Source organism: Bradyrhizobium sp. CB82, from assembly GCF_029714405.1.
Lineage (GTDB): Bacteria > Pseudomonadota > Alphaproteobacteria > Rhizobiales > Xanthobacteraceae > Bradyrhizobium.
The window spans coordinates 5,033,347-5,055,049 of the sequence record NZ_CP121650.1 but is presented as its reverse complement, the minus strand read 5'-3'; the positions used below and the strand labels follow the sequence as shown (position 1 = coordinate 5,055,049).

Genomic DNA, 21,703 nt, shown 5'->3' with positions numbered 1-21,703 from the left:
CCCAAATGTTTTGAAATCTCCTAGGGAGCGCGCGCGAGCTGGGTCGCGAAATAGGCGACCGTCTTGGCGTAGACCTCGCTCTTGTTCCATTGCTGGAGCACCGCAAAGTTGGGGCCGCCGGGCTCCCAGTCCTTGCCGCGCTGCCAGCCGTAGTTCGCAAGATAATTGGCGGTCGAGGCGAGCACGTCGGGCGCGCTGTGGAGCAGATCGCGCCGACCGTTGCCGTCGAAGTCGACGGCATATTTCATCCAGGACGACGGCATGAACTGGGTCTGGCCGAGCTCGCCCGCCCAGGCGCCGCGCATCTCGTTCGGCGCGAGATCGCCACGCTGGACGATGCGCAGCGCGTCCATCAGTTCGCCGCGAAACTGCTCGGCGCGCCGGCAGTCATAGGCAAGCGTCGCGAGCGAGCGCAGCGTCGGAAACTTGCCGATATTGACGCCGAAATCGGTCTCCAGCCCCCAGATCGCGACCAGCACCTCGCCGGGCACGCCATAGGTCTGCTCGATCCGCGACAGCACCGAGCCGTATTGCTTCATCATGTTGGAGCCGCGCTGCATGCGCGGCGGCACCATGCGGCCGGAGAATTCCTCAAAGCTCTGACTGAAGACCTTTTGCGAGCGGTCGCGCGACAGCACGCTCTGGTCAAGCGTGACGCCGGCAAGGCCGGCTGTGATCGCCTGCTGCGAGATTCCCTTGGCCGCGGCTTCGGTCTTGAAGTCGGCAATCCAGGCATCGAAGTTGCCCGAACCGCAGGCGACTGCGGCAAGCGCGGGCCCGGCTGAGGCAATCGAAGCGGTGAGGGCGAAGGCTGCGAGGGCGAGACGAGAGATCGTCGGGGTCATTCGAACAAATCGATTCCATGAAGTGGCATGACCGGCGGTGCGGAATGTCGGTTCCAACCGCGGCCAAAACATGGCCCATAGGCCGGTGGCATCTATTCAAGCACGAGCAGGGTTAAAGTAATGAAATTGGGCGAGTCCGCCTGCAAATCGGGCGGCGGACTCGCCCTAATCTGGTTCAGACTCACTCCGTCCGATTGCGCCACGGGAACAGGTTGGCGGGAAAATCAGCGGCCGACTTGCGCGGGCGCGGCGGAGGAGCGTCATGCCGTGCATTGGGATCGGACACGATCACCTTGCGATAGAGATGCCAGGTGGCGTGGCCGAGCAAGGGGATGACGACGGCGAGGCCGAGGAACGCAGGGACGGTTCCGAGCGCCAGCAGCGCTGCGACGATCGCGCCCCAGACCGCCATCGACACCGGGTTTTTCGCCACGGCGCGCAGCGAGGTCACCATGGCTTCGCCGGCGGTAGCGTGCCGGTCGAGCATCAATGGGAACGAGACGACGCTGATGCAGAGCGCGGCGAGCGCGAACAGGAAGCCGACGCCGCAGCCGACCACGATCAGCCACCAGCCTTGCGGCGTCGTCAGCACGTGCTTGATGAAGTCGGAAATGCCGGTGACGCCTTCATAGCCGAAAGCCGCCACATAGATTGCCTGCGCGGTCGCGACCCAGGTCACGAACAGCGCGAGCAGGAGCGTGCCGAGCCCGAGCATGGCGCCGAAGGAGGGCGAGCGCAGCACGTCCATGGCATCCCAGGCGCTGGCGTCCTCGCCGCGTTCGCGCCGGCTGCTGAGTTCATAGAGGCCGAGCGCCGCAAACGGGCCGATCAAGGCGAAGCCGGCCGCCAGTGGGAACAGCAGCGGGATCACCGAATAGCCCATCGCCACGCGCGCGAGCACGAGGCCGAGCACCGGATAGATGACGCAGAGGATGACGGCGTGGCTCGGTACCGCCTTGAAATCCTCCCAGCCGAGCTTGAGCGCGTCGTGCAGATCGGACAGTTGGATGGATCGGATGACTGGTCCAGCCGCATCAGCAGGCTGGGCCATACTGGGGACATTGCCCTGGTAGGGTGTGGCCATGGTCGCTTGCTCCCTTCGAGCGGCCGAATGCCGCGCCGGCAAACGGCGCACGCGGCCGCTATTTCTCGAACAATCGCGATTCCACACCAGACTCGGAAGGCCAGGGGGTCGCGAGCTGAAGTTGAAAGCGTACTCCCATTCGCCAGGGCTGTCCCTCACGCTTGGGTAAAATTCGATGTCGCAGTGCAACCGCGAATATGTCATTCGGTCGTCATTTCGCCGCAGATAAGCTGATGCTGTGACATGCTTCGTTCGAGCATGAGACGCGACACAGAAACTTGGTCTTCAGGCCCTTCCAACGGATCCTTTTCGGGGAGCAGACATGAGCATTTTCGGTAAAATCGTCAGCGCGATCTTCGGCAGCCATCCCGTCGCGGCGGCGCCGGCTGGCGGCGCGACCTCTGGCGGTGCGCCGGCAGGCTCCGCTCCTTCGGCTTCGGCGCCGTCGGCCGCACCTTCCGCTGCGCCATCCGCCGCTCCCGCGCAGACCGTGGACGTGGCTGCGATCGTCGACAAGGCGGCAGCTGCGCACAAGGGCGAGAAGCTGGAATGGCGCACCTCGATCGTCGACCTCATGAAGGCGCTCGACATCGATTCCAGCCTTGCTGCGCGTAAGGAGCTCGCCAAGGAGCTCGGCTACACCGGCGACACCAACGATTCCGCGACCATGAACGTCTGGCTGCACAAGCAGGTGATGTCCAAGCTCGCTGCGAGTGGCGGCAAGCTGCCGCCAGAGATCAAGCACTGACTGACATCACCACTGACATCACCGTCACTGCCGAAAAGGCCCGCGATCTCGTGGGCCTTTTCGCTGTTCGCCCTTACGCGACGAGATCCGCAAACTCCGGATGCTTGTCGAGATAGTCGACGACGAAGCCGCAGCCGGCGACCACCTTCCTGCCATCGCGCCGGATCAATTCCAGCGCACCCCTGACCAGCTCGGATGCGATGCCGCGGCCGCGCAGCGCACGCGGCGTCTCGGTGTGGGTGATGATCACCGCCGACGGCGCCAGCCGGTAATTGGCGAAGGCGACCTCGCGGCCGACATCAAGCTCGAAGCGGCTTTTGTCCTTGTTGTCGCGTACCGATGCCGACATGCCGATCCTTGCCACTCGTCGTTGCAAGCCTTGATCTAGGCGCGTGAACCCACCTCTGCCAAGGCGCGACCAAGGGACATCGTTGCAGGGGAGATATCCGTCACATGCGTGTCTCGATCGGTCTTGTGGCTTCGCTGGCTGCGCTGGCGCTTGCCTGGACGGGGCTGGCACCGGCCGCTGACGGCGAGGCGGGGGCGCAGGCCTGGGACGCCTGCATCAGCACCGCGGGCGCGCCCGACGACCGCGTCAAGGCGTGCTCGGCGGTGATCGACGCCAGGAGCGAAACCGGCCGCAAGCTTGGCGCCGCCTATTGCAACCGCGGCCACGGCCTGACCGAGAAGCGCGAGCTCGATGCCGCGCTCGGCGATCTCGACGAAGCCGTGAAGCTCGATCCGACCTACTCCTGCGCCTTCAACAATCGCGGCCGCGTCTTTGCCTTCAGGCACGATTTCGACCGCGCCATTGCCGACTATGACCGGGCGATCAAGCTCGAGCCGTCGTTGGCGATTGCCTACAACAACCGCGGCGAGTCCCGCTACAACAAGGGCGACCTCGACAGCGCGATCGGTGACTATGGCATCGCGATCAAGCTCAATCCCAACTATGCCGTGGCCTACGGCAACCGGGGCCTCGCCTATTATCGCAAGCGCGACATGGCGCATGCGCTCGCCGACTACACCACGCGCATCAAGCTTGCGCCCGATCTGCTCGCCTATATCGACCGCGGCAACGTCTATCGCGACAGCGAGCAGCTCGATCGCGCCGCCGCCGATTATGGCGAGGCGATCCGGGTGGCGCCGACCGATGCGCGCGGCTGGCGCAATCGCGGCCTGATCCGCCTATTTCAGGGCGACAACGGAGGCGGCGTTGCCGATTACGACAAGGCGCTGCAATACGATCCCTCCGACGTCTTCTCTTGGAATAATCGCGGTCAGGCCAGGATGCGACTCGGCGACAAGCAGGGCGCGATTGCCGATTTCCGCAAGGCGCTGGAATTGCGACCAGGTCTGCCGACGGCACGCGAGGCGCTGCAGAAGCTGGGCGCGCTGTAGCGCCGAAAAGGTTAACGTCGCGCAGGGACTGAAAAAATTCCTCAGCATGGCTCTTGCAGGTTCCACTGCGATTCCCACGTGTTTCACAGGACATACGCCCGGATGCGGCCGGCAGGGTCGCCAGACATTCGGAATGTCGTGATCGCCAGCCGCCGACGTATGCCTCTTGTGTAGGAGGTTACGATGTCGGACTTTGGTTTTCTGAATACTCATCGAACATGGGAAGACTGGTGCGGGATGCTGCTCGGCGCGCTGATCGTTGCGTCGCCGTGGTTTCCCGTCCAGGATCAAGCGGTGACCGTTGGACACCAGGCAGTGATCCTGAACACGGTCGCAGCGGGCCTGGTCGTGTTTGGTCTCAGCCAGCTCGAATATGTCGCGTTGCAGCGCTGGCAGGAGGTGGCGACGATCCTGGTCGGGTTCTGGTTGATCGTCTCGCCCTATATCCTCGGCTATTCCGGCGAGGGTTTTCTGCGCGTCTACCATACCAGCCTCGGCGCGGTGGTGGTGCTGCTCGGCATTCTCCAGCTCTGGCAGGATTGGGAGTTGAGCGACCAGGACATGCTCAAGCACGGGCAATAGGCATGAGTGTCCGCAAGGCCTGTCGGCGAGCGGCGGCCCTGCGCTCGCTTATCTCTTCACGAGATCCGCGTAGTCTGGATGCTTCTCAATCCAAGCCTTCACGAACGGACATTGCGGGATCAGCCTCAATCCCGCAGCGCGGATCTGGTCGAGCGCACCTTGGACCAGCGTTGAGCCGACGCCCTTGCCGCCGAGTTCTTTCGGCACCTCGGTATGCTCGAAGGTGATGACGTTGCCGTCGAGCCTGTAATGCTCGGTAGCGAGATGGCCCTCAACTTCGAGCTCGAAGCGGTGATGGGCCTTGTTGTTGATGACATCGCTCATGTCGTCTCCCGTCAGCTCTTCAGCGAGTCCGTCAGCATCTTGCGGATCGACCAGGCCTCTCCGTCGGAGGCGCCCTTGATGTCATCGATCTTCCAGCTATTGGCTTCGCGCACGAGCTCATAACGCACGACCTGGTCCGCGGGTTTGCGGTCGTTGCGGTGACCGGTGATGGTCACCGCGATCGTGGCCTTGTCCCCCTCGAGCTTTTCCGTGTCGATCTTGAAGGATTTGATGTCGGGTTCCTGCGAATTGGTGACGGGATCGAAATCGACCGGCCCGACGTCGCCCTTCGGCGTGTGCGCGTCGGCCTTGGCCCAGAGCAAGACCAGCGATTTCGAGAGATATTTTGCCTTGGCCGCCTTGCCCTCGATGATGAAGGCGCCGCCGCCATCGCCCTTGCCCTTGGCGGCGCGGCTATAGATCGCGGTCAGGATCGCGGCGGGATCGTTGGCTGAGGGGGCTTGCGCTGCGGCCGGATTGACGGTGGCGAGAAGCAAGGCTGCGACGAACGTCCGGCGGGTGAGCATGGGATTGTCCTGAGATCGGTTGCACCGCACTTATAGACCGGTCTGTCGGGCGGCGTGTCTCAGTAGAGTTTGGTAGCGGCGAGTTCAATCGGCGGCCTTTTCAATCGGCGGCCTTGGCGAGACGCGAATCCTCGTCTGGTTGCGGCCGCAGGCAGCCCTTGCAGATGACGAGCGATCGCTTGACCTGTGACTCCTGATCGGCCTCGATTCCATCCTGGGCCCGCCACCCCTTCTTCGAGTAAGGCTGGAGCGCCGCGACCGACTTGTCCTGGCCGGCCCGGGCGGCAGTCCGTGACGTGTGCGCTGGCTTGGGCTGATTGGGATCCTCACCTGCACCGTCCCAGGCATAGCGCGCCGGGGCGGAAACGGGATCGGGAGCAAGCCGCGCTTGCGGGGCCGCGGCACATCCGGCGAGCGCCAGTGACAACAGGAGGAAAGCGGGCGCTTTGGACATGCTGCGGAACTCATACGCGGGGACAGATCAAGATTGCGCCGATCATGTTTAAGATTCCCTGAACGGTCGAAGCCGCAGCGGCGATCAAGGCGAATGAGACTGTTGATCCTGACATGCGTTCTCTTCGCCGGCGATCTCGCCTCCGCCGAGGATGCAAAACCGTTCAATCCGGACGATTATCCCGCCGAGGTGCAGAAGGCGCTGCGCTACGCTCAACGGGAATGCGCAAGCCAGGGTGGCGGCGCGGTGAGCTTTGCGCCCGATACGGTGCGCAAAGTCGATCTCACCGGTGATGGCCGCGACGATTACATCGTCGATTTCCGCGACACCAAATGCGATGTCAGCGAGGTCGCCTATTGCGGCAGCGGCGGCTGCGTCATGAACGTTCTGGTGACGCTGCCGAACGGCGATGTGCGCCGCGTGTGTTCGACGGCTATGTCCGGAACTACGAGATCAAGTCGATGCCAATGAAGCGGGGCGTTGCGCGCACCATCCGTTTCGAGTTGCATGGTGCGGCGGGCACGGCTCACCATCCTGCTTCAAGGAGAAAGCGATCTCCAAGACGCACTTCGCGTTCAAGATGCCGTAATGGGGCTCTGCGGCGGGCGGCCTTGCGGCCCCGCTGATGATGGCGATAAATGGGCTACGAAGAGCGGCCCGCCTGCGCGCCGTCCGCCAGTGAAGAGGAAGCCCAATGCAGCCATTGCGGATGTCGCGCCGCGTCATGAACCTGGCTTACATGCTGACGCAGAATGCGCGGCGGCACGGGTCGCGGCCTGGTTTCGTGTGGGGCGAGAGATCCTGGACCTGGCGCGAGATCGATGCGCAGGTGTCCGCGCTCGCCGCTGCGCTCGCCACGCGCGGCATCAACAAAGGCGACCGCATCCTCGTCCATTCCAAGAATGGCGACGAGATGTTCTTTTCAATGTTCGCCGCGTTCCGGCTCGGCGCGATCTGGGTGCCCACGAACTTCCGCCTGATGCCGGACGAGGTCGCCTATCTCGCGCAGGCCTCGGGCGCAAAGGGATTCCTGTGCCACGGCGATTTTCCGGAGCATGCTGCGGCCGTGACCGGCAGCGCGCTGGAGTTCACCTGGCGCATTGGTGATGGCGCGTTCGGTGAGACGATGGTTGCGGAGGCGATCAACAAGCATGCCGGCGCTGATGTCGAGAACGTCGCCGTCGAGCATGACGATCCCTGCTGGTTCTTCTTCACCTCCGGCACCACCGGCCGTTCCAAGGCGGCCGTGCTCACGCATGGCCAGATGGGTTTTGTGGTCACCAATCACCTTGCCGATCTGACCCCCGGCACCACCGAAGCGGACGCATCGCTCGTGGTGGCGCCGCTGTCGCATGGCGCGGGCGTGCATCAGCTGATGCAGACGGCGCGCGGCGCGCGCACCGTGCTGCTGCCGACGGAGAAATTCGATATCGGCGAGGCGTTCCGCCTGATCGAGACGCATCGCGTCAGCAATCTCTTCACCGTGCCGACGATCCTCAAGATGATGGTCGAGCATCCCGCGGTCGACAAATTCGACCATTCCTCGCTGCGCCACGTGATCTACGCCGGCGCGCCGATGTATCGCGAGGATCAGAAGACCGCGCTGAACAAGCTCGGCAAGGTCATCGTGCAGTACTTTGGTCTCGGCGAGGTCACCGGCAACATCACGGTGTTGCCGGCGGCGCTGCACGATATCGAGGACGGTTCGCATGCCAAGATCGGCACCTGCGGCTTCGAGCGCACGGGCATGCAGGTTTCGATCCAGGACGACGAGGGCCGCGAACTCGGGGCCAATCAGAGCGGCGAGATCTGCGTGATCGGTCCTGCGGTGTTCGCCGGCTATTACGACAACCCCGAGGCCAACGCGAAGGCGTTTCGCAACGGCTGGTTCCGCACCGGCGATCTCGGCCACATGGACGAGGAGGGGTTCGTCTACATCACGGGACGTGCCTCCGACATGTACATCTCCGGCGGCTCCAACATCTATCCGCGCGAGATCGAGGAGAAGATCTTGACGCATCCCGCAGTCGGCGAGGTGGCCGTCCTCGGCGTGCCCGATCCGACCTGGGGCGAAGTCGGCGTTGCCGTCTGCGTCGCGCGCGAAGGTGCCAAGCCCGTGAGCGAGGCGGAGATGGCCGCGTTCCTCGGTCCAAAGATGCCGCGCTACAAGATGCCGAAACGCTTCTTCTTCTGGGAGGCGCTGCCGAAGTCGGGCTATGGCAAGATCCCCAAGCGGATGGTGCGCGACGAGCTCGAGGCGCGCGGCTTGCTCGATCTCGACAACAAGCAGGCGGGCTGAGCGCTGATCATGCGGAGCATCAAGCAGCCGGGCGAACCGGTCGCGGAGCGTATCCAGTGGGTGGAGGCGAGGGGGCGGGCCTTCGCGTTCAGGCTCGAGGCCGGCATGCCGTTGCTTGAAGCCGCGCGCCGCGGCTTTGCGGCGGAGGGCTTTTCCGGCGGCGTGCTCAATTTCGGGCACGGCGCGCTCGGCCCGTTCGCTTACGTGATGCCGGCGCTGTCGAAGACCGGCGAAAACGCCGCGTTCTACAGCGAGACCTTTCGTCCCCAGGATGTGACGCGCTTGCGGCTCGGCAGCCTGACGCTGGGCAGGCGCGACGGCGCGTCGTATTTTCACTGCCATGGGCTCTGGACCGAGGCGGACGGTCGCGCCAACGGCGGCCACATGCTGCCGGAGGAGACTGTCGTCGCCGAATCGTTCGAGGTCGCAGCGTTCGGCATCGACGGCGCGATGTTCACGGCGGAGCCTGACCCTGAGACCAACTTCAAGCTGTTCGGACCGCTGAACTCGCGCGCGACCGGCGCACGCACGACTGCCCGCGCCTTCGCATTGCGGCTGCGGCCAAACCAGGACTTCGCAGGGGCGCTCGAAGGCTTCTGCCGTGGGCACGGGATCAGGCATGCGAAGATCCATGGCGGCGTCGGCTCGACCATCGGCGCGCGCTTCACCCATGGCGGCGTGACCGAGCCCTTTGCGACCGAGCTGGCTGTGACGACCGGTACAATCGCGTCGGGACGCTCCGGTGCGCTGGAGGCGGAGCTCGATGTTGCCCTGGTCGACTACACCGGCGGCCTCGCCGAGGGCCGCCTGGTCCGCGGCGACAATCCCGTGCTGATGACCATGGAACTGGTGCTGGAAGTGCTGGACTAGGCGCGACCTGGGCTTGCGGCGGTCGGTTGATACTACTTCCCCAGCGCAATTGTTCCTGTTATGTTCCGTGGAGGTGTCAACGGGGAGGAGTGGAGATGCGTGGACGGAATCGCGATATAAGGCTGCCCGCGCCCTACCTCAGGCGCGTCTGGCTGGACCGCTCGCTGGTGCCGGATTGGGAAGCCTATCCTTACTGCTTGCCGATTTTCAACGAAGAGTTCGATCTCAGCTTCGACACCGCGATCACCATCATCGTCGGCGAGAACGGCACCGGCAAGTCGACGATCTTGGAGGGCATTGCGGCGGTTGCCGGCTATGACGATGCGGGCGGAGGCAAGGGCTATCGCGCTGTCGATCATTCCAACGCGATGGAAATCATGGGCGGCGAATTGTCGGTCGCGCTTCGCGCCGGCTGGTTGCCGAAGATCACCAACGGCTGGTTCTTTCGCGCAGAGACGTTCTTTTCCGTTGCACGATATCTCGACGAGGTCTCGACCGAGCCTCCCGATTTTCTGTCCTATTCCCACGGTGAAGGCTTTCTGCGCTTCTTCGAAGAGCGCTGCCAGCGCCAGGGCATCTTCATTTTCGACGAGCCGGAGTCGGCACTCTCGCCGGCACGGCAGATCGAATTCCTGAAGCTGCTGCGGCGCATGGAGGACTCCCGCATCTGCCAGGTCATCATGGCTACGCACGCGCCGATGCTGATGGCCTATCCCAATGCGACCCTGTTGCGACTGACCAAAGCCGGACTGGCGCCGGCAACGTTGCGGGAGACGGACCATTTCAAGGTGATGCGCGAGTTCTGCGACGATCCGGCCGGATTCATCGACGCAGCGCTCCAGGACGAGTAGGGCGACACGACGCACTGGGCATCACGAACTACGCGTTTTGCGCGGCAAACGCCTTCAGTTTCAGAAAAAAGTCCCTCAGAATCGGATTCCGATCCACGTACGTCACATACCTGATCGCATGTCGCCTGCGATCGGTGCTCCACGTCATCTGCTCGGTCACAATAGGCGCCGGGATGATCACGCTCGGTGCCCACACGGGGTTCAGGAGCCAGCCGACCGGCACCATGTCCCAGATTTCCTTCGACCAGCCGAGGTGATCGGACGCGTGGTCCTTGAAGCGCATCGCCAGGAACGCGCCGATGCTGCCGTGCGGTTCGACGTAACGCTCGATCTCCGGCACGGTCGAGTGAAGATGTGAGGTGACGCCTTTGCACGGCACGAGCACCAGCGGAACGCCGCTGTCGAACAGCACCTGGGCGCCGCCGACATCCTGCTTGAGATTGAACTCGATCGTGTGCGGCCATTCCAGCGCATGGCCGCCAAGCCACACGACCACGACACGATCCATGATATCGGGCGCTTTGAGGAGCGCCGACGCAACGTTGCTGACGGCACCGATGGCAACGACGTAGAGCGGCTTGTCGGGCGATCCGGCCCGCGCTCGCGCGATCATGTCATCGACCGCCGGCGCCTCGCGGGCTTCCTTTCGGGGGCCGACATAGTCGGTGACGCCGCGATGAACCAGGCCGTCAGGCGAAACGTTCAGACGCTCCAGCAGGCGCAGGATTTCCTGATAGCTCAGCTCCATGCCATGGCCCGGGCTGTCCGAGCGCTCGTTGAAGAACGGGGCGGCGTAGATCGCCTCGACGTCGAAGCGCTCCTTCGAGAGCAGCATCTGGACGAGCGCGAACTGATCGTCGATTTCGTTGTAGGTATCGGTGTCGAGCACGACGCGCAGTTTGCCGACAGGCGGCTCCAGCAGCCTCAAACGGGCGGTTTCCGTGATTGCCATCACCGTCTCCCCGGTTCGCTCTCAGGTTCTCGAAATCAGGCCTTTGGCGGAGACCGACATAGCACATCCGCAATCTCGTCCATCCGCTCGAACGTGTGGTCAGGCCCGTGCGCCCTGAGCGCCGCCGGCGCCGCATACCCCCAGCACACCGCGCCGCTCGCAGTCCCCACCGCGCGCGCCGCTTCGATATCGCGGACCTCGTCGCCGATCGCGATCACCTCTGCCGGCCGCACGCCGGAGCGGCGGATGACCCGGCGGAATTTGGCGGGCTTGCCGAACAGCGAAGCGGCGCAGTCGAAATGCGCGAACAGGTTAGCTGCCGCGCCCAACTTCTCGCGCGCATTGGCTTCGCTGTCCGAGGTCACCAGTGCGAGCTGCACGCCGCTTGCCGAAAGCGTCTGCAGCATGGCCTCGACGCCGGCGAACAGGGAAATCTCCGCCGTTGCCTCCGCCTTCAGCCGCCGCGCATGCCGCGCGATCGCCGGCAGCTTCCACAAGGGCACCTCGAGGTGGTTGAGGATCTCGCGGGTCGAAGCATGCCGCAACCCCTCGATCTCCTCATCCGTCACACGGCGAAAGCCGAAGCGGTCGGCGACGTCGTTGATGGTGCGCAGAAACCAGGGGAAGCTGTCGGCGAGCGTGCCGTCGAGATCGAAGATTGCGAGGGAGTAGGGCATCTCTCAGGAAAGAAGTCTCGTCGCGGGTCAATCTGAGATGTACAAGAAGGTGGCAAGGATGAATAGATTGCCAATGGATCAGGTCCAACTCTGCAAATTCTTGAGCTTCGTGCTGCGGCACCAGCCGGATCAGATAGGGCTCACGCTTGATGCCGAGGGGTGGGCCGACATCGATGTGCTGATCGAAAAGGCTAATGTGGCCGGCACGACGTTCGGCCGAGATGACCTGCTGCATGTCGTGGCAACCAGCGACAAGAAGCGATTTTCCGTGTCACCCGACGGGCTCCGCGTTCGTGCCGCCCCGCCGCCGGTGCTGTTTCACGGCACGGCAACGCGGTTTGTGGAAGCGATCCTGGCAGAGGGCCTGAAGCCGCAAGCGCGCCAACAGGTACATCTATCCAGTGACGAGGAGACCGCGCGACGCGTCGGTCAGCGCCACGGAAAGCCATACATCTTCAAGGTCGATGCCACCGCAATGCATGCGCAAGGCTTCAAGTTTTATCGTGCAGATAACGGCGTGTGGCTGACAGACCTCGTGTCGCCGGAGTTTTTGGCCCCCGTCGCTGTATGAAGCAGGCTCACTCCGCCGCCTCGCTCGTGCTCCGTCGCTTCTGCTTCCCCGCCTTCTTCAGCACCGGCTCCAGAAACTTGCCGGTGTAGCTCCGCGGTGCCTTGACGATGTCTTCCGGCGGGCCCCAGGCGACGATTTCGCCGCCGCCGTCGCCGCCTTCGGGGCCGAGGTCGATGACCCAGTCTGCGGTCTTGATGACCTCGAGATTGTGCTCGATGACGACGACAGTGTTGCCCTGCGCGACCAGCTCGTGCAGCACCTCCAGGAGCTTCTTCACGTCGTGGAAGTGCAGGCCGGTGGTCGGCTCGTCCAGGATGTAGAGCGTGCGGCCGGTGGCGCGCTTGGAGAGCTCCTTGGCGAGCTTGACGCGCTGGGCTTCACCACCGGAGAGTGTGGTGGCCTGCTGGCCGACATGGATGTAGTCGAGGCCGACGCGGTGCAGCGTGTTGAAGGTTTCGCGGACGCGCGGGACCGCCTTGAAGAACTCGGCGGCTTCCTCGACGGTCATGTCGAGCACGTCGGCGATGCTCTTGCCCTTGAACAGAACCTCCAGCGTCTCGCGGTTGTAGCGCTTGCCCTTGCAGACGTCGCAGGTGACGTAGACGTCGGGCAGGAAGTGCATCTCGATCTTGATGACGCCGTCGCCCTGGCAAGCCTCGCAGCGGCCGCCCTTGACGTTGAAGGAGAAGCGGCCGGGCTCGTAGCCGCGTGCCTTCGCTTCGGGCAGGCCTGCGAACCATTCGCGGATCGGCGTGAAGGCGCCGGTGTAGGTCGCAGGGTTCGAGCGTGGGGTGCGTCCGATCGGCGACTGGTCGATGTCGATGATCTTGTCGATGTGCTCGAGGCCCTCGATGCGGTCGTGCGGGGCGGCGCCTTCGCTGGCGCCGTTCAGCTTGCGGGCGATGGCGCGGTAGAGCGTGTCGATCAGCAGCGTCGACTTTCCGCCGCCGGAGACGCCGGTGACGCAGGTGAACAAGCCGAGCGGAATCTCCGCCGTGACGTTCTTGAGGTTATTGCCACGCGCATTGACCACCTTGATGGTGCGGCGATGGTTCGGCGGACGCCGCTCCGGCACCTCGACCTCGAGCTCACCGGTCAGGTACTTGCCGGTGAGCGATTTCGGGTTGCGCATGATCTCGGCGGGCGTGCCTTCGGCGACGATGTGGCCGCCATGCATGCCGGCGCCGGGGCCGATGTCGAGGACGTAGTCGGCAAGGCGAATGGCGTCCTCGTCGTGCTCGACCACGACCACGGTGTTGCCGAGGTCGCGCAGGCGCTTCAGCGTGTCGAGCAGGCGGGCATTGTCGCGCTGGTGCAGGCCGATCGACGGCTCGTCCAGCACGTAGAGCACGCCTGTCAGCCCCGATCCGATCTGCGAAGCGAGGCGGATACGCTGGCTTTCGCCGCCGGACAGCGTGCCGGACGAGCGGGAAAGTGTGAGATAGTTGAGCCCGACGTCGAGCAGGAAGGTGAGGCGCTCGCGGATCTCCTTGAGGATGCGACCCGCGATCTCGTTCTGCTGCTTGTTCAGCGCTTCGGGTACGGTCTCGAACCATTCGCCGGCGCGCTTCACCGACAGCTCCGAGATCTCGCCGATATGTTTGCCGCCGACTTTGACGCAGAGCGCCTCGGGCTTCAGCCGAAAACCCTTGCAGGCCTCGCAGGGGACGTCGTGAAAGTACTTCGCGAGCTCCTCGCGCGCCCATTCGCTCTCGGTCTCGCGGTAACGGCGGTTGATGTTGGTAATGACGCCCTCGAACGGCTTCTTGGTGTCGTAGGAGCGAACGCCGTCCTGGTAGGAGAACTTGATCTCGTCCTCGCCGGACCCGTAGAGGATCGCGTCTTTCGTCTTCTTGGCGAGGTCCTTCCACTTGGTGTCGAGCGTGAACTTGTAGTGCTTGCCGAGCGCCGTCAGCGTCTGCTCGTAATAGGGCGATGACGACTTGGCCCAGGGCGCGATCGCGCCCTTGCGCAGGGAGAGCTCCTTGTCGGGGATGACGAGGTCCTCGTCGACATGCTGCTCGACGCCGAGACCGCCGCAGGCGGGGCAGGCGCCGTAGGGATTGTTGAAGGAGAACAGCCGCGGCTCGATCTCGGGGATGGTGAAGCCGGAGACCGGGCAGGCGAACTTTTCCGAGAACAGGATGCGCTCGGGGCCGCTCCTGTCGTGGATCTTTGCGGTCTTCTTTTTCTCTTCCGCAGGTGCTGCGGCCGGCGCGTCGGCGAACTCGACGACGGCAAGGCCCTCGGCGAGCTTCAGCGCGGTCTCAAAGCTCTCAGCAAGGCGCTGACCGATATCGGCGCGCACCACGATGCGATCGACGACGACGTCGATGTCGTGCGGGAATTTCTTGTCGAGCGTCGGCGCCTCGGCAAGCTCATAGAAGGTGCCGTCGATCTTGACGCGCTGAAAGCCCTTCTTGAGCCATTCGGCGAGCTCCTTCTTGTACTCGCCCTTGCGGCCGCGCACGACCGGCGCGAGCAGATAGAGGCGGGTGCCCTCGGGCAGCGCCAGCACGCGGTCGACCATCTGCGAGACGGTCTGGCTCTCGATTGGCAGGCCGGTCGCGGGCGAATAGGGCACGCCGACGCGCGCCCACAACAGGCGCATGTAGTCGTAGATCTCGGTGACGGTGCCGACGGTGGAGCGCGGGTTCTTCGAGGTCGTCTTCTGCTCGATCGAGATCGCCGGCGACAGGCCGTCGATCTGGTCGACGTCCGGCTTCTGCATCATCTCCAGGAATTGGCGCGCGTAGGCCGACAGCGACTCGACGTAGCGGCGCTGGCCTTCGGCATAGATGGTGTCGAAGGCGAGGGAGGATTTTCCGGAGCCGGAGAGGCCGGTGAAGACCACGAGCTTGTCGCGGGGAATCTCGACGTCGATGTTCTTGAGGTTGTGCTCTCGCGCGCCACGAATCGTAATTGCGCGCAGGTGTGATCCCGCGTTCTGTTGTTGGCGCTTCGCCTTGATCACTTCATCCATCCTGGTGGTCCCCAAGGAAAATTCCCAAAGGAAATACCCACGGGCGCTGCGCGCGCCGGCGTTCAGGCGCGCCTTCGCCCGGAACCGGGGATGGACGCCAATGGGTGCTGCGAACGTAGGAAGAACGAGGGCGGATTTCCAGTGCGAGTTGCGAATCGTCAACGGATTGTTGGCGCGCTGGCAGGACGTGGCAGGAGTCGGCGCGGCGTGCGCGTCCGGAACAAACAAAAAGGCCGGCGCGAGGCCGGCCTTCCCGTCGAGAATCGATCGTCTGCGAAGCTCAGTACTTCGCGATCACCGGGCCGCCGAAGCGGTAGTTCACGCGTACCGTGGCCATGTCGACGTCCTGCTTGATGGTGTCGATGCGGGAGGCTGTAAATGCGGTCGCAGGGAAGGTGACGTCCCGCTTGTCCATGAACAGGTGGTCGTACTCGACCGCCACCGACCAGTTCGGCGCAAAGCCGAACTCAACTCCGGTGCCGACCGCCGCACCCCAGCGCGTTTCGCTAGCGCTGTCGAACTCGGTGCCGGTTCCGACGAAGGTGCCGCGGTACTTGTTGTGCGTGACGGCAGCGCCGCCCTTCACGTACCAGAGCACGCTGCTCCAGGCGTAGCCGACCTGACCGGTGAACAGGCCGATCGCGTCGATCTTGGTGTTGTTCGCACCGATGCCACCCAACGCCAAGCTCGTGTTCGACCCCTTGAGATCGGCCCAGTCGCCCTGGGCTTCGAGGCCGAACACCCAGTTCGTGGCGTGCCAGCGATAGCCGACCTGGCCACCGACCATGCCGCCGGTAGCGTCGTGGCAGCCTTCAGCCACCGGACCGCCGGCGACACCGCCGACATTGATCAGATCCCAGCAATTGTGGCTCGAGCCACCGCCCGCGTTGAGGCCGATATAGAATCCAGTCCAGTCATAGACGGCAACCGGAGCGATGGGTGCCTTGGTGTACGGGCGGGCCGCCAGATCGGCAGCCATGGCCGGCGCGAACGTGCTGAGTGCGAACAAACTGGCCGAAGCCAACAAAACCTTCTTCATTTTCTGAATTATCCCAGTCCCAGTTTCTGTTTTTGCCTTCCCTCGGGAAGGGCATCGGACGCTATGATCCAATTGATGGCGTGCTTACACCAGCGAAGCTCCTAGTTGTGTACCCGAGATGCAACACCATGCGGAAAATGTGTGAGGATGACTGACCTATTCATGTTGGCCGCACCCGCGCAGCAAAAAGGCCGGCGCGAGGCCGGCCTTTTCAACAGAGGAGCTTTTGGCGAAGATCAGTACTTCGCGACCAATGGGCCGCCCCAGCGGTAGTTCAGGCGGACGAGGCCCATATCGACGTCCTGGCCGATCCGGTCGCTTCCGGCCGACACGCCGCCGGGCGTCGTGAAGCCGATCGTGCGATGGCCGAGGAAGATGTGGTCGTACTCGACGCCCACGGACCAGTTCGGTGTAAAGCCGAATTCGAGGCCGGCGCCAACCGTGCCGCCCCAACGGGTTTCGCGAGCCGACGCCACCAAGGTGCCGGCACCGACGAAGCCCGGCGCGGTAAAGACGTCGTACTTGTCGCCGACCACCGCACCGCCGCCCTTCACGTAGAACAGCACGTTGTTCCAGGCATAGCCGATCTGGCCGGTGATCAGGCCGAAGGCGTCGATTTGCGAGCGGTTGCGGTCCGCCGGGAAGGCGAGGCTGATGTTGTCGCCCCGGAAGTCGGCCCAGTTGCCTTGGCCCTCGAAACCAAACACCCACTGGCCGGTCTGCCAGCGATAGCCGATCTGGCCACCGACCGTGCCGCCGGTCGCATTGTGGCAACCCTCGCCCACGAGAGCGCCTGTCACCGTGACGAAGTCCCAGCACTTGTGGGCCGAGCCGCCGCCGCCGTTGATGCCGATGTAGAAGCCGCTCCAGTCGTAGACCGCGGCGATCGCTGGGGGCGGAGCCTTTACGTACGGACGTGCAGCGAGATCCGCCGCGCTCGCCGGAGCCGACAGGCTCAGCGCAACTGCACCAATGGCCCCCACCAAAATCTTCTTCATTTCAATCCCTCCGGCTACGCCGCTTCTCTGGTCCCCGAAGCGGTCAATCAGGCGCGACGCCCAATGAATTAATCTCGCGCCGAGCCTAGTCTGATTTGGCAGCGGAGTCCGTCTCCCAAAAGCAACAGTCGCGCGCGAACTGCGCGGTTCCTAAGTTAATGACCGTTAAGTGGTATTTTCGTTTGCCGGGAACTCGGAAAAGTTCCATGCGGTTCCGATGATTTCCTGGGGCATGCAACCTCATGTTGCGGGCGTATCCGCCATCCCGGAACAAATCTGGAACATTGCTGGGCCAGGTGCTATATATGGGGATAACCTGCGGGACCGCGGGCTCGGTGACACCTGCGAGCGTATAGGGTCCCTCAGCAGGCGGCAGCGAGCGGTTTTGGCACGGCTCCGGCTTTTTTCGAACAATTTCGCAGTTTGGAGTGGAGAGCGGCGATGGCGGGAAGCATCAACAAGGTCATTTTGGTCGGAAATCTGGGCAAGGATCCGGAAATCCGCCGCACCCAGGACGGGCGGCCGATCGCCAATCTGAGCGTCGCAACATCGGAGACCTGGCGGGACAAGGCGACCGGTGAGCGCAAGGAAAAGACCGAGTGGCACCGCGTGGTGATCTTCAACGAGGGCCTCGCGAAGGTTGCCGAACAGTATCTGAAGAAGGGCGCGAAAGTTTACGTCGAAGGCGCGCTCCAGACCCGCAAATGGACCGACCAGAGCGGCGTCGAGAAATACTCGACCGAGGTGGTGCTGCAGGGCTTCAACTCCAACCTCACGATGCTCGACGGCCGTGGCGGCGGCGGAGGTGGCAGCTTCGGCGAGGAGCCGGGCGGCGATTTCGGCTCCAGCAGCCCGGTCGGCAGTGCGCCGCGCCGCGCGGTTGCCGCGGGCGGGGGCCGCAACAGCGATATGGATGACGACATCCCGTTCTGAGGACGTCGCGAGCCTTCGTGCAGAAGGACAGGATTTCCGATCAACCGGCTGGTGGAGCGTGTCTCTTGCGGGCTCGGCTAATGTCGTGTCTCAAGGGATTGGACGTTGGGCGATGTGAATGGTATTAACTTCATGTTAATGCGATTTACATCGCCTGCGCCAACTGCGGGCGCAACTGGGACGCTGCAGCCATGACCCTCGCGCCACTGCTTGACGCAGCTCCCGCCGTCCCGCTCCATGCCTTTGCGGCGATGGCCGCCTTCGTGCTCGGCGTCGTCCAGTTTGCCGCCCCCAAAGGCACCCTGCCGCACCGGACCGTCGGCTGGATCTGGGTGGTGCTGATGGCCATCGTGGCCTCGTCGTCGTTCTGGATCCACCAGATCCGGCTGGTCGGGCCGTTCAGCCCGATCCATCTTTTGTCGATCTTCACGCTCGCGATGCTGCCGCTCGCGGTGTGGCGGGCCCGCACCCACCGCGTCGCCGATCATCGGCGCATCATGATCTTCACATTCGCCGGCGCGCTGGTGATCGCGGGGTTGTTCACGCTGCTGCCGGGACGCATCATGCATCACGTGATTTTCGGCTCGTGAGAGAGGGTTTCAACGGGCCCGTTCCGGCCTCCCCAAACGAGGCTTCGCGGGAGCCGTAAGTCGTTGGAAAAATAAGCGGAAAAAGCGCCTCCCGGGAGCGCGCGAGGGTGGTTATCAGACCCTCGATGCGCTATATGATTCCCGGACAGAAATTCACCGGATCCCCCCTTGGCTGACGACGATAACGACAAGCCCGGCGACAAGCCGGAGCATCCTTCGGACATTCGCCCGATCTCGATCCTCGACGAGATGAAGAAGTCCTACCTCGATTACGCCATGAGCGTGATCGTGGCGCGCGCGCTGCCCGATGCGCGCGACGGCTTGAAGCCGGTGCACCGCCGCATCCTGTTCTCGATGAACGAGGAAGGCTATACGCCCGACAAGAAGCACAAGAAGTCGGCCGGTATCGTCGGCGACGTCATGGGTCAATACCATCCGCACGGCGACCAGGCGATCTATGACGCGCTGGTGCGCATGGCGCAGCCCTTCTCGATGCGCGAGCTGCTGGTGGACGGGCAGGGCAATTTCGGCTCGGTCGACGGCGATCCGCCGGCGGCGATGCGCTACACCGAGTCGCGCCTGACCAAAATCGCGCTCAAGCTGCTCGACGATATCGACAACGAGACGGTCGACTTCCAGGACAATTACGACGGCTCGACCAAGGAGCCGGTGGTTCTGCCGGCGCGGTTCCCCAATCTGCTGGTCAACGGCGCCGGCGGCATCGCCGTCGGCATGGCCACCAACATCCCGCCGCACAATCTCGGCGAGGTGATCGACGCCTGCCTGGCGTTGATCGACAATCCGTCGCTGACCATCGACGATCTCATCAATATCATCCCGGGCCCGGATTTCCCGACCGGCGGTATCATTCTCGGTCGCCAGGGCATCCGCAACGCCTACCATCTCGGTCGCGGCTCCATCGTGATGCGCGGCAAGGTCGCGTTTGAGACGATCCGAAAAGAGCGCGAAGCGATCGTCATCACCGAGATCCCGTATCAGGTGAACAAGGCGACGATGGTCGAGCGCATCGCCGAGCTCTACAAGGACAAGAAGATCGAGGGCATAGCCGACCTGCGTGACGAATCCGACCGCGAGGGCTACCGCGTCGTCGTCGAGCTCAAGCGCGACGCCATGCCCGACGTGGTGCTGAACCAGCTCTACAAGTTCACGCCTTTGCAGACGAGCTTCGGTGTCAACAGCGTGGCGCTGGACTCCGGCCGTCCGCAGACGATGAATCTGAAGGACCTGCTGACGATCTTCGTCGGCTTCCGTGAGCAGGTCGTCACCCGCCGCACCAAGTACAAGCTGCGCAAGGCGCGCGAACGTGCGCATGAGCAGGTCGGTCTCGCCATCGCGGTCGCCAATATCGACGAGATCATTCGCGTGATCCGGACCTCGCCGACGCCTGCGGCTGCCCGCGACACCCTGATGACGCGCGACTGGCCGGCGCGCGACGTCGAGGACATCATCACGCTGATCGACGATCCCCGTCACCGGATCAATGCTGACGGTACCATCCGCCTGTCGCTGGATCAGGCGAAGGCCATTCTGGAGCTGCGCCTGGCGCGTCTTACCGCGCTCGGCCGCGACGAGATCGGCGACGAGCTCTCAAAACTCGCCGGCGAGATCAGTGACTATCTCGACATCCTGCGCTCGCGCGCCCGCATCCTCGACATCATCAAGGCCGAGCTCGCCGAGGTGAAGGCGGAGTTCGCCACGCCGCGCCGGACCGTGATCATGGAGCAGGAGGGCGAGGTCGAGGATGAGGACCTGATCCAGCGCGAGGACATGGTCGTCACCGTTTCCCACGCCGGCTACGCCAAGCGCGTGCCGCTGTCGGCCTATCGGGCCCAGCGCCGCGGCGGCAAGGGCCGCGCCGGCATGCAGACCCGCGAGGAGGATTTCGTCAGCCGGCTGTTCGTGGCCTCCACGCACACGCCGGTCCTGTTCTTCTCCTCGCGCGGCCAGGTCTATAAGGAGAAGGTCTGGCGACTGCCGATAGCCGCGCCGAACGCGCGCGGCAAGGCGCTGATCAACATCCTGCCGCTGGAGCAGGGTGAGCGCATCACCACCATCATGCCACTGCCCGAGGACGAGTCCACCTGGGGCGAGCTCGACGTGATGTTCGCCACAACCGGAGGCAATGTCCGGCGCAACAAGCTGTCCGACTTCGTCGACGTCCGCCGCTCCGGCATCATCGCGATGAAGCTCGATGACAATGAATCGATCGTCGACGTGCAGATCTGCACCGAGCGCGACGACGTGCTGCTGACCGCCGCCGGCGGCCAGTGCATCCGCTTCCCTGTCACCGACGTGCGCGTGTTCACGGGGCGCACCTCGATGGGCGTGCGCGGCATCGCGCTTGCAGGGGCCGACAAGGTGATCTCGCTGGCGATCCTGCGCCATGTCGAGACGACCTCGGACGAACGCTCGGCTTACCTGAAGATGCGCCGCGCCGTCGCCGGCGAAGGTGCGGCGGAGGAGGCCGGGGCAGACGCCGAGGCCGAAGAGACCTCGGGCAGCTTCCAGCTCCCGCAGGAGCGCTATGTCGAGATGTCGGCGGCCGAGCAGGTGGTGCTCACGGTGTCCGTCAACGGCTATGGCAAGCGGACCTCGTCCTACGAGTACCGCACCACGGGCCGCGGCGGCAAAGGCATCGTTGCGATGAGCGTCAACAACCGCAACGGCAATCTGGTGGCGTCCTTCCCTGTGGAGGAGGCCGACCAGATCATGCTGGTCACCGACAAAGGCCAGCTGATCCGCTGCCCGGTCGAAGGCATCCGCATCGCCGGCCGTTCGACGCAGGGCGTGATCGTGTTCGACACCGCCGAGGACGAGCACGTCGTCTCGGTCGAGCACATCACGGAAGAGGCCGACAACGGCAACGGCGAGAACGGCAACGGCGGCTAGGTCGGGCGCGTAGCCCGGGTCGAGCGCAAGCGAAACCCGGGACATCGTCTGCCATCACGAAGGAC

General features: G+C 64.0%; 22 protein-coding genes. 11 read left to right on the top strand and 11 right to left on the bottom strand.

What is annotated here, in order from left to right; genetic code table 11:
• Nucleotides 1-20: 20 nt before the first annotated feature.
• Both QA640_RS24630 and QA640_RS24625 read right to left on the bottom strand, forming a co-directional pair.
• On the bottom strand, nt 21-845 hold the full coding sequence (locus QA640_RS24630; RefSeq protein ID WP_283035529.1) for a lytic murein transglycosylase: 825 nt from the start codon (nt 843-845) through the stop codon (nt 21-23).
• A gap of 181 nt (nt 846-1,026) precedes the next feature.
• Complete coding sequence (locus tag QA640_RS24625) at nt 1,027-1,929, bottom strand: DUF2189 domain-containing protein (protein ID WP_283035528.1); 903 nt, start codon at nt 1,927-1,929, stop codon at nt 1,027-1,029.
• A 322-nt stretch (nt 1,930-2,251) separates the two neighbouring features.
• Here QA640_RS24625 and QA640_RS24620 point away from each other — a divergent pair, with 322 nt between their 5' ends.
• Nucleotides 2,252-2,677 (top strand): DUF3597 domain-containing protein, encoded by a 426-nt coding sequence (locus tag QA640_RS24620; RefSeq protein ID WP_283035527.1) that lies wholly within the window; start codon nt 2,252-2,254, stop codon nt 2,675-2,677.
• A gap of 73 nt (nt 2,678-2,750) precedes the next feature.
• Here QA640_RS24620 and QA640_RS24615 read toward each other — a convergent pair whose 3' ends face one another.
• A complete protein-coding gene (locus QA640_RS24615) occupies nt 2,751-3,026 on the bottom strand; it encodes a GNAT family N-acetyltransferase (protein WP_283035526.1) in 276 nt (91 codons plus the stop codon).
• 104 nt (nt 3,027-3,130) lie between these two features.
• On the opposite strand from QA640_RS24615, the gene QA640_RS24610 reads away from it, so the two are divergent.
• The gene (locus QA640_RS24610; protein WP_283035525.1) at nt 3,131-4,078 is read left to right on the top strand and encodes a tetratricopeptide repeat protein; all 948 of its coding nucleotides are present in this window, start codon (nt 3,131-3,133) and stop codon (nt 4,076-4,078) included.
• A gap of 183 nt (nt 4,079-4,261) precedes the next feature.
• Nucleotides 4,262-4,660, top strand: coding sequence for an SPW repeat protein (locus QA640_RS24605; RefSeq protein WP_283035524.1), 399 nt, complete (start codon nt 4,262-4,264; stop codon nt 4,658-4,660).
• A gap of 48 nt (nt 4,661-4,708) precedes the next feature.
• Here QA640_RS24605 and QA640_RS24600 read toward each other — a convergent pair whose 3' ends face one another.
• The 3 genes from QA640_RS24600 to QA640_RS24590 form a co-directional block, all read right to left on the bottom strand.
• Entirely contained in the window at nt 4,709-4,984 is a 276-nt protein-coding gene (locus tag QA640_RS24600; protein ID WP_283035523.1) for a GNAT family N-acetyltransferase, read from the bottom strand.
• An 11-nt stretch (nt 4,985-4,995) separates the two neighbouring features.
• The gene (locus tag QA640_RS24595) at nt 4,996-5,511 is read right to left on the bottom strand and encodes a DUF3828 domain-containing protein (protein WP_283035522.1); all 516 of its coding nucleotides are present in this window, start codon (nt 5,509-5,511) and stop codon (nt 4,996-4,998) included.
• A 100-nt stretch (nt 5,512-5,611) separates the two neighbouring features.
• Nucleotides 5,612-5,965, bottom strand: coding sequence for a hypothetical protein (locus QA640_RS24590; protein ID WP_283035521.1), 354 nt, complete (start codon nt 5,963-5,965; stop codon nt 5,612-5,614).
• 93 nt (nt 5,966-6,058) lie between these two features.
• Between QA640_RS24590 and QA640_RS24585 the strand changes: the two genes are divergently transcribed.
• From QA640_RS24585 to QA640_RS24570, 4 genes are all read left to right on the top strand, one after another.
• Nucleotides 6,059-6,436 carry a hypothetical protein gene (locus QA640_RS24585; RefSeq protein ID WP_283035520.1) on the top strand — a complete coding sequence of 126 codons (378 nt, stop codon included), beginning with the start codon at nt 6,059-6,061 and terminating at the stop codon, nt 6,434-6,436.
• Nucleotides 6,437-6,659: 223 nt separating this feature from the next.
• Complete coding sequence (locus QA640_RS24580) at nt 6,660-8,264, top strand: acyl-CoA synthetase (protein WP_283035519.1); 1,605 nt, start codon at nt 6,660-6,662, stop codon at nt 8,262-8,264.
• A gap of 9 nt (nt 8,265-8,273) precedes the next feature.
• A complete protein-coding gene (locus tag QA640_RS24575; RefSeq protein ID WP_283035518.1) occupies nt 8,274-9,134 on the top strand; it encodes a DUF296 domain-containing protein in 861 nt (286 codons plus the stop codon).
• 95 nt (nt 9,135-9,229) lie between these two features.
• The gene (locus QA640_RS24570; protein ID WP_283035517.1) at nt 9,230-9,985 is read left to right on the top strand and encodes an AAA family ATPase; all 756 of its coding nucleotides are present in this window, start codon (nt 9,230-9,232) and stop codon (nt 9,983-9,985) included.
• A 28-nt stretch (nt 9,986-10,013) separates the two neighbouring features.
• Here QA640_RS24570 and QA640_RS24565 read toward each other — a convergent pair whose 3' ends face one another.
• Complete coding sequence (locus tag QA640_RS24565; protein WP_283035516.1) at nt 10,014-10,937, bottom strand: nucleoside hydrolase; 924 nt, start codon at nt 10,935-10,937, stop codon at nt 10,014-10,016.
• Nucleotides 10,938-10,972: 35 nt separating this feature from the next.
• Nucleotides 10,973-11,614: an HAD family hydrolase gene (locus tag QA640_RS24560; RefSeq protein WP_283035515.1), complete on the bottom strand. Its 642-nt coding sequence runs from the start codon at nt 11,612-11,614 to the stop codon at nt 10,973-10,975.
• 37 nt (nt 11,615-11,651) lie between these two features.
• Between QA640_RS24560 and QA640_RS24555 the strand changes: the two genes are divergently transcribed.
• The gene (locus QA640_RS24555) at nt 11,652-12,185 is read left to right on the top strand and encodes an RNA 2'-phosphotransferase (protein WP_283035514.1); all 534 of its coding nucleotides are present in this window, start codon (nt 11,652-11,654) and stop codon (nt 12,183-12,185) included.
• A 7-nt stretch (nt 12,186-12,192) separates the two neighbouring features.
• Here the strand turns inward: QA640_RS24555 and uvrA are convergent, their stop codons facing one another.
• The 3 genes from uvrA to QA640_RS24540 form a co-directional block, all read right to left on the bottom strand.
• A complete protein-coding gene (gene uvrA / locus QA640_RS24550) occupies nt 12,193-15,168 on the bottom strand; it encodes an excinuclease ABC subunit UvrA (RefSeq protein WP_283035513.1) in 2,976 nt (991 codons plus the stop codon).
• A 280-nt stretch (nt 15,169-15,448) separates the two neighbouring features.
• Nucleotides 15,449-16,207 carry an outer membrane beta-barrel protein gene (locus tag QA640_RS24545; RefSeq protein ID WP_283035512.1) on the bottom strand — a complete coding sequence of 253 codons (759 nt, stop codon included), beginning with the start codon at nt 16,205-16,207 and terminating at the stop codon, nt 15,449-15,451.
• Nucleotides 16,208-16,443: 236 nt separating this feature from the next.
• Nucleotides 16,444-17,205: an outer membrane beta-barrel protein gene (locus QA640_RS24540; RefSeq protein ID WP_283035511.1), complete on the bottom strand. Its 762-nt coding sequence runs from the start codon at nt 17,203-17,205 to the stop codon at nt 16,444-16,446.
• Between the two features lie 441 nt (nt 17,206-17,646).
• On the opposite strand from QA640_RS24540, the gene QA640_RS24535 reads away from it, so the two are divergent.
• The 3 genes from QA640_RS24535 to gyrA all read left to right on the top strand — a co-directional run bounded on the left by QA640_RS24535 (nt 17,647) and on the right by gyrA (nt 21,638).
• A complete protein-coding gene (locus QA640_RS24535; protein ID WP_283035510.1) occupies nt 17,647-18,138 on the top strand; it encodes a single-stranded DNA-binding protein in 492 nt (163 codons plus the stop codon).
• A 191-nt stretch (nt 18,139-18,329) separates the two neighbouring features.
• Nucleotides 18,330-18,728: a DUF2306 domain-containing protein gene (locus tag QA640_RS24530; RefSeq protein WP_283035509.1), complete on the top strand. Its 399-nt coding sequence runs from the start codon at nt 18,330-18,332 to the stop codon at nt 18,726-18,728.
• A gap of 168 nt (nt 18,729-18,896) precedes the next feature.
• Nucleotides 18,897-21,638 carry a DNA gyrase subunit A gene (gene gyrA / locus QA640_RS24525; RefSeq protein ID WP_283035508.1) on the top strand — a complete coding sequence of 914 codons (2,742 nt, stop codon included), beginning with the start codon at nt 18,897-18,899 and terminating at the stop codon, nt 21,636-21,638.
• The last annotated feature ends 65 nt before the right edge of the window (nt 21,639-21,703 follow it).

Coding starts and splice junctions, on each gene's coding strand:
- QA640_RS24630 (WP_283035529.1), bottom strand. CDS start 845: ATGACCCCGACGATCTCTCGTCTCGCCCTCGCAGCCTTCGCCCTCACC.
- QA640_RS24590 (WP_283035521.1), bottom strand. CDS start 5,965: ATGTCCAAAGCGCCCGCTTTCCTCCTGTTGTCACTGGCGCTCGCCGGA.
- QA640_RS24605 (WP_283035524.1), top strand. CDS start 4,262: ATGTCGGACTTTGGTTTTCTGAATACTCATCGAACATGGGAAGACTGG.
- QA640_RS24535 (WP_283035510.1), top strand. CDS start 17,647: ATGGCGGGAAGCATCAACAAGGTCATTTTGGTCGGAAATCTGGGCAAG.
- QA640_RS24620 (WP_283035527.1), top strand. CDS start 2,252: ATGAGCATTTTCGGTAAAATCGTCAGCGCGATCTTCGGCAGCCATCCC.
- QA640_RS24570 (WP_283035517.1), top strand. CDS start 9,230: ATGCGTGGACGGAATCGCGATATAAGGCTGCCCGCGCCCTACCTCAGG.
- uvrA (WP_283035513.1), bottom strand. CDS start 15,168: ATGGATGAAGTGATCAAGGCGAAGCGCCAACAACAGAACGCGGGATCA.
- QA640_RS24575 (WP_283035518.1), top strand. CDS start 8,274: ATGCGGAGCATCAAGCAGCCGGGCGAACCGGTCGCGGAGCGTATCCAG.
- QA640_RS24545 (WP_283035512.1), bottom strand. CDS start 16,207: ATGAAGAAGGTTTTGTTGGCTTCGGCCAGTTTGTTCGCACTCAGCACG.
- QA640_RS24565 (WP_283035516.1), bottom strand. CDS start 10,937: ATGGCAATCACGGAAACCGCCCGTTTGAGGCTGCTGGAGCCGCCTGTC.
- QA640_RS24610 (WP_283035525.1), top strand. CDS start 3,131: ATGCGTGTCTCGATCGGTCTTGTGGCTTCGCTGGCTGCGCTGGCGCTT.
- QA640_RS24585 (WP_283035520.1), top strand. CDS start 6,059: ATGAGACTGTTGATCCTGACATGCGTTCTCTTCGCCGGCGATCTCGCC.
- QA640_RS24560 (WP_283035515.1), bottom strand. CDS start 11,614: ATGCCCTACTCCCTCGCAATCTTCGATCTCGACGGCACGCTCGCCGAC.
- QA640_RS24530 (WP_283035509.1), top strand. CDS start 18,330: ATGACCCTCGCGCCACTGCTTGACGCAGCTCCCGCCGTCCCGCTCCAT.
- QA640_RS24555 (WP_283035514.1), top strand. CDS start 11,652: ATGTACAAGAAGGTGGCAAGGATGAATAGATTGCCAATGGATCAGGTC.
- QA640_RS24600 (WP_283035523.1), bottom strand. CDS start 4,984: ATGAGCGATGTCATCAACAACAAGGCCCATCACCGCTTCGAGCTCGAA.
- QA640_RS24595 (WP_283035522.1), bottom strand. CDS start 5,511: ATGCTCACCCGCCGGACGTTCGTCGCAGCCTTGCTTCTCGCCACCGTC.
- QA640_RS24615 (WP_283035526.1), bottom strand. CDS start 3,026: ATGTCGGCATCGGTACGCGACAACAAGGACAAAAGCCGCTTCGAGCTT.
- QA640_RS24540 (WP_283035511.1), bottom strand. CDS start 17,205: ATGAAGAAGATTTTGGTGGGGGCCATTGGTGCAGTTGCGCTGAGCCTG.
- QA640_RS24625 (WP_283035528.1), bottom strand. CDS start 1,929: ATGGCCACACCCTACCAGGGCAATGTCCCCAGTATGGCCCAGCCTGCT.
- QA640_RS24580 (WP_283035519.1), top strand. CDS start 6,660: ATGCAGCCATTGCGGATGTCGCGCCGCGTCATGAACCTGGCTTACATG.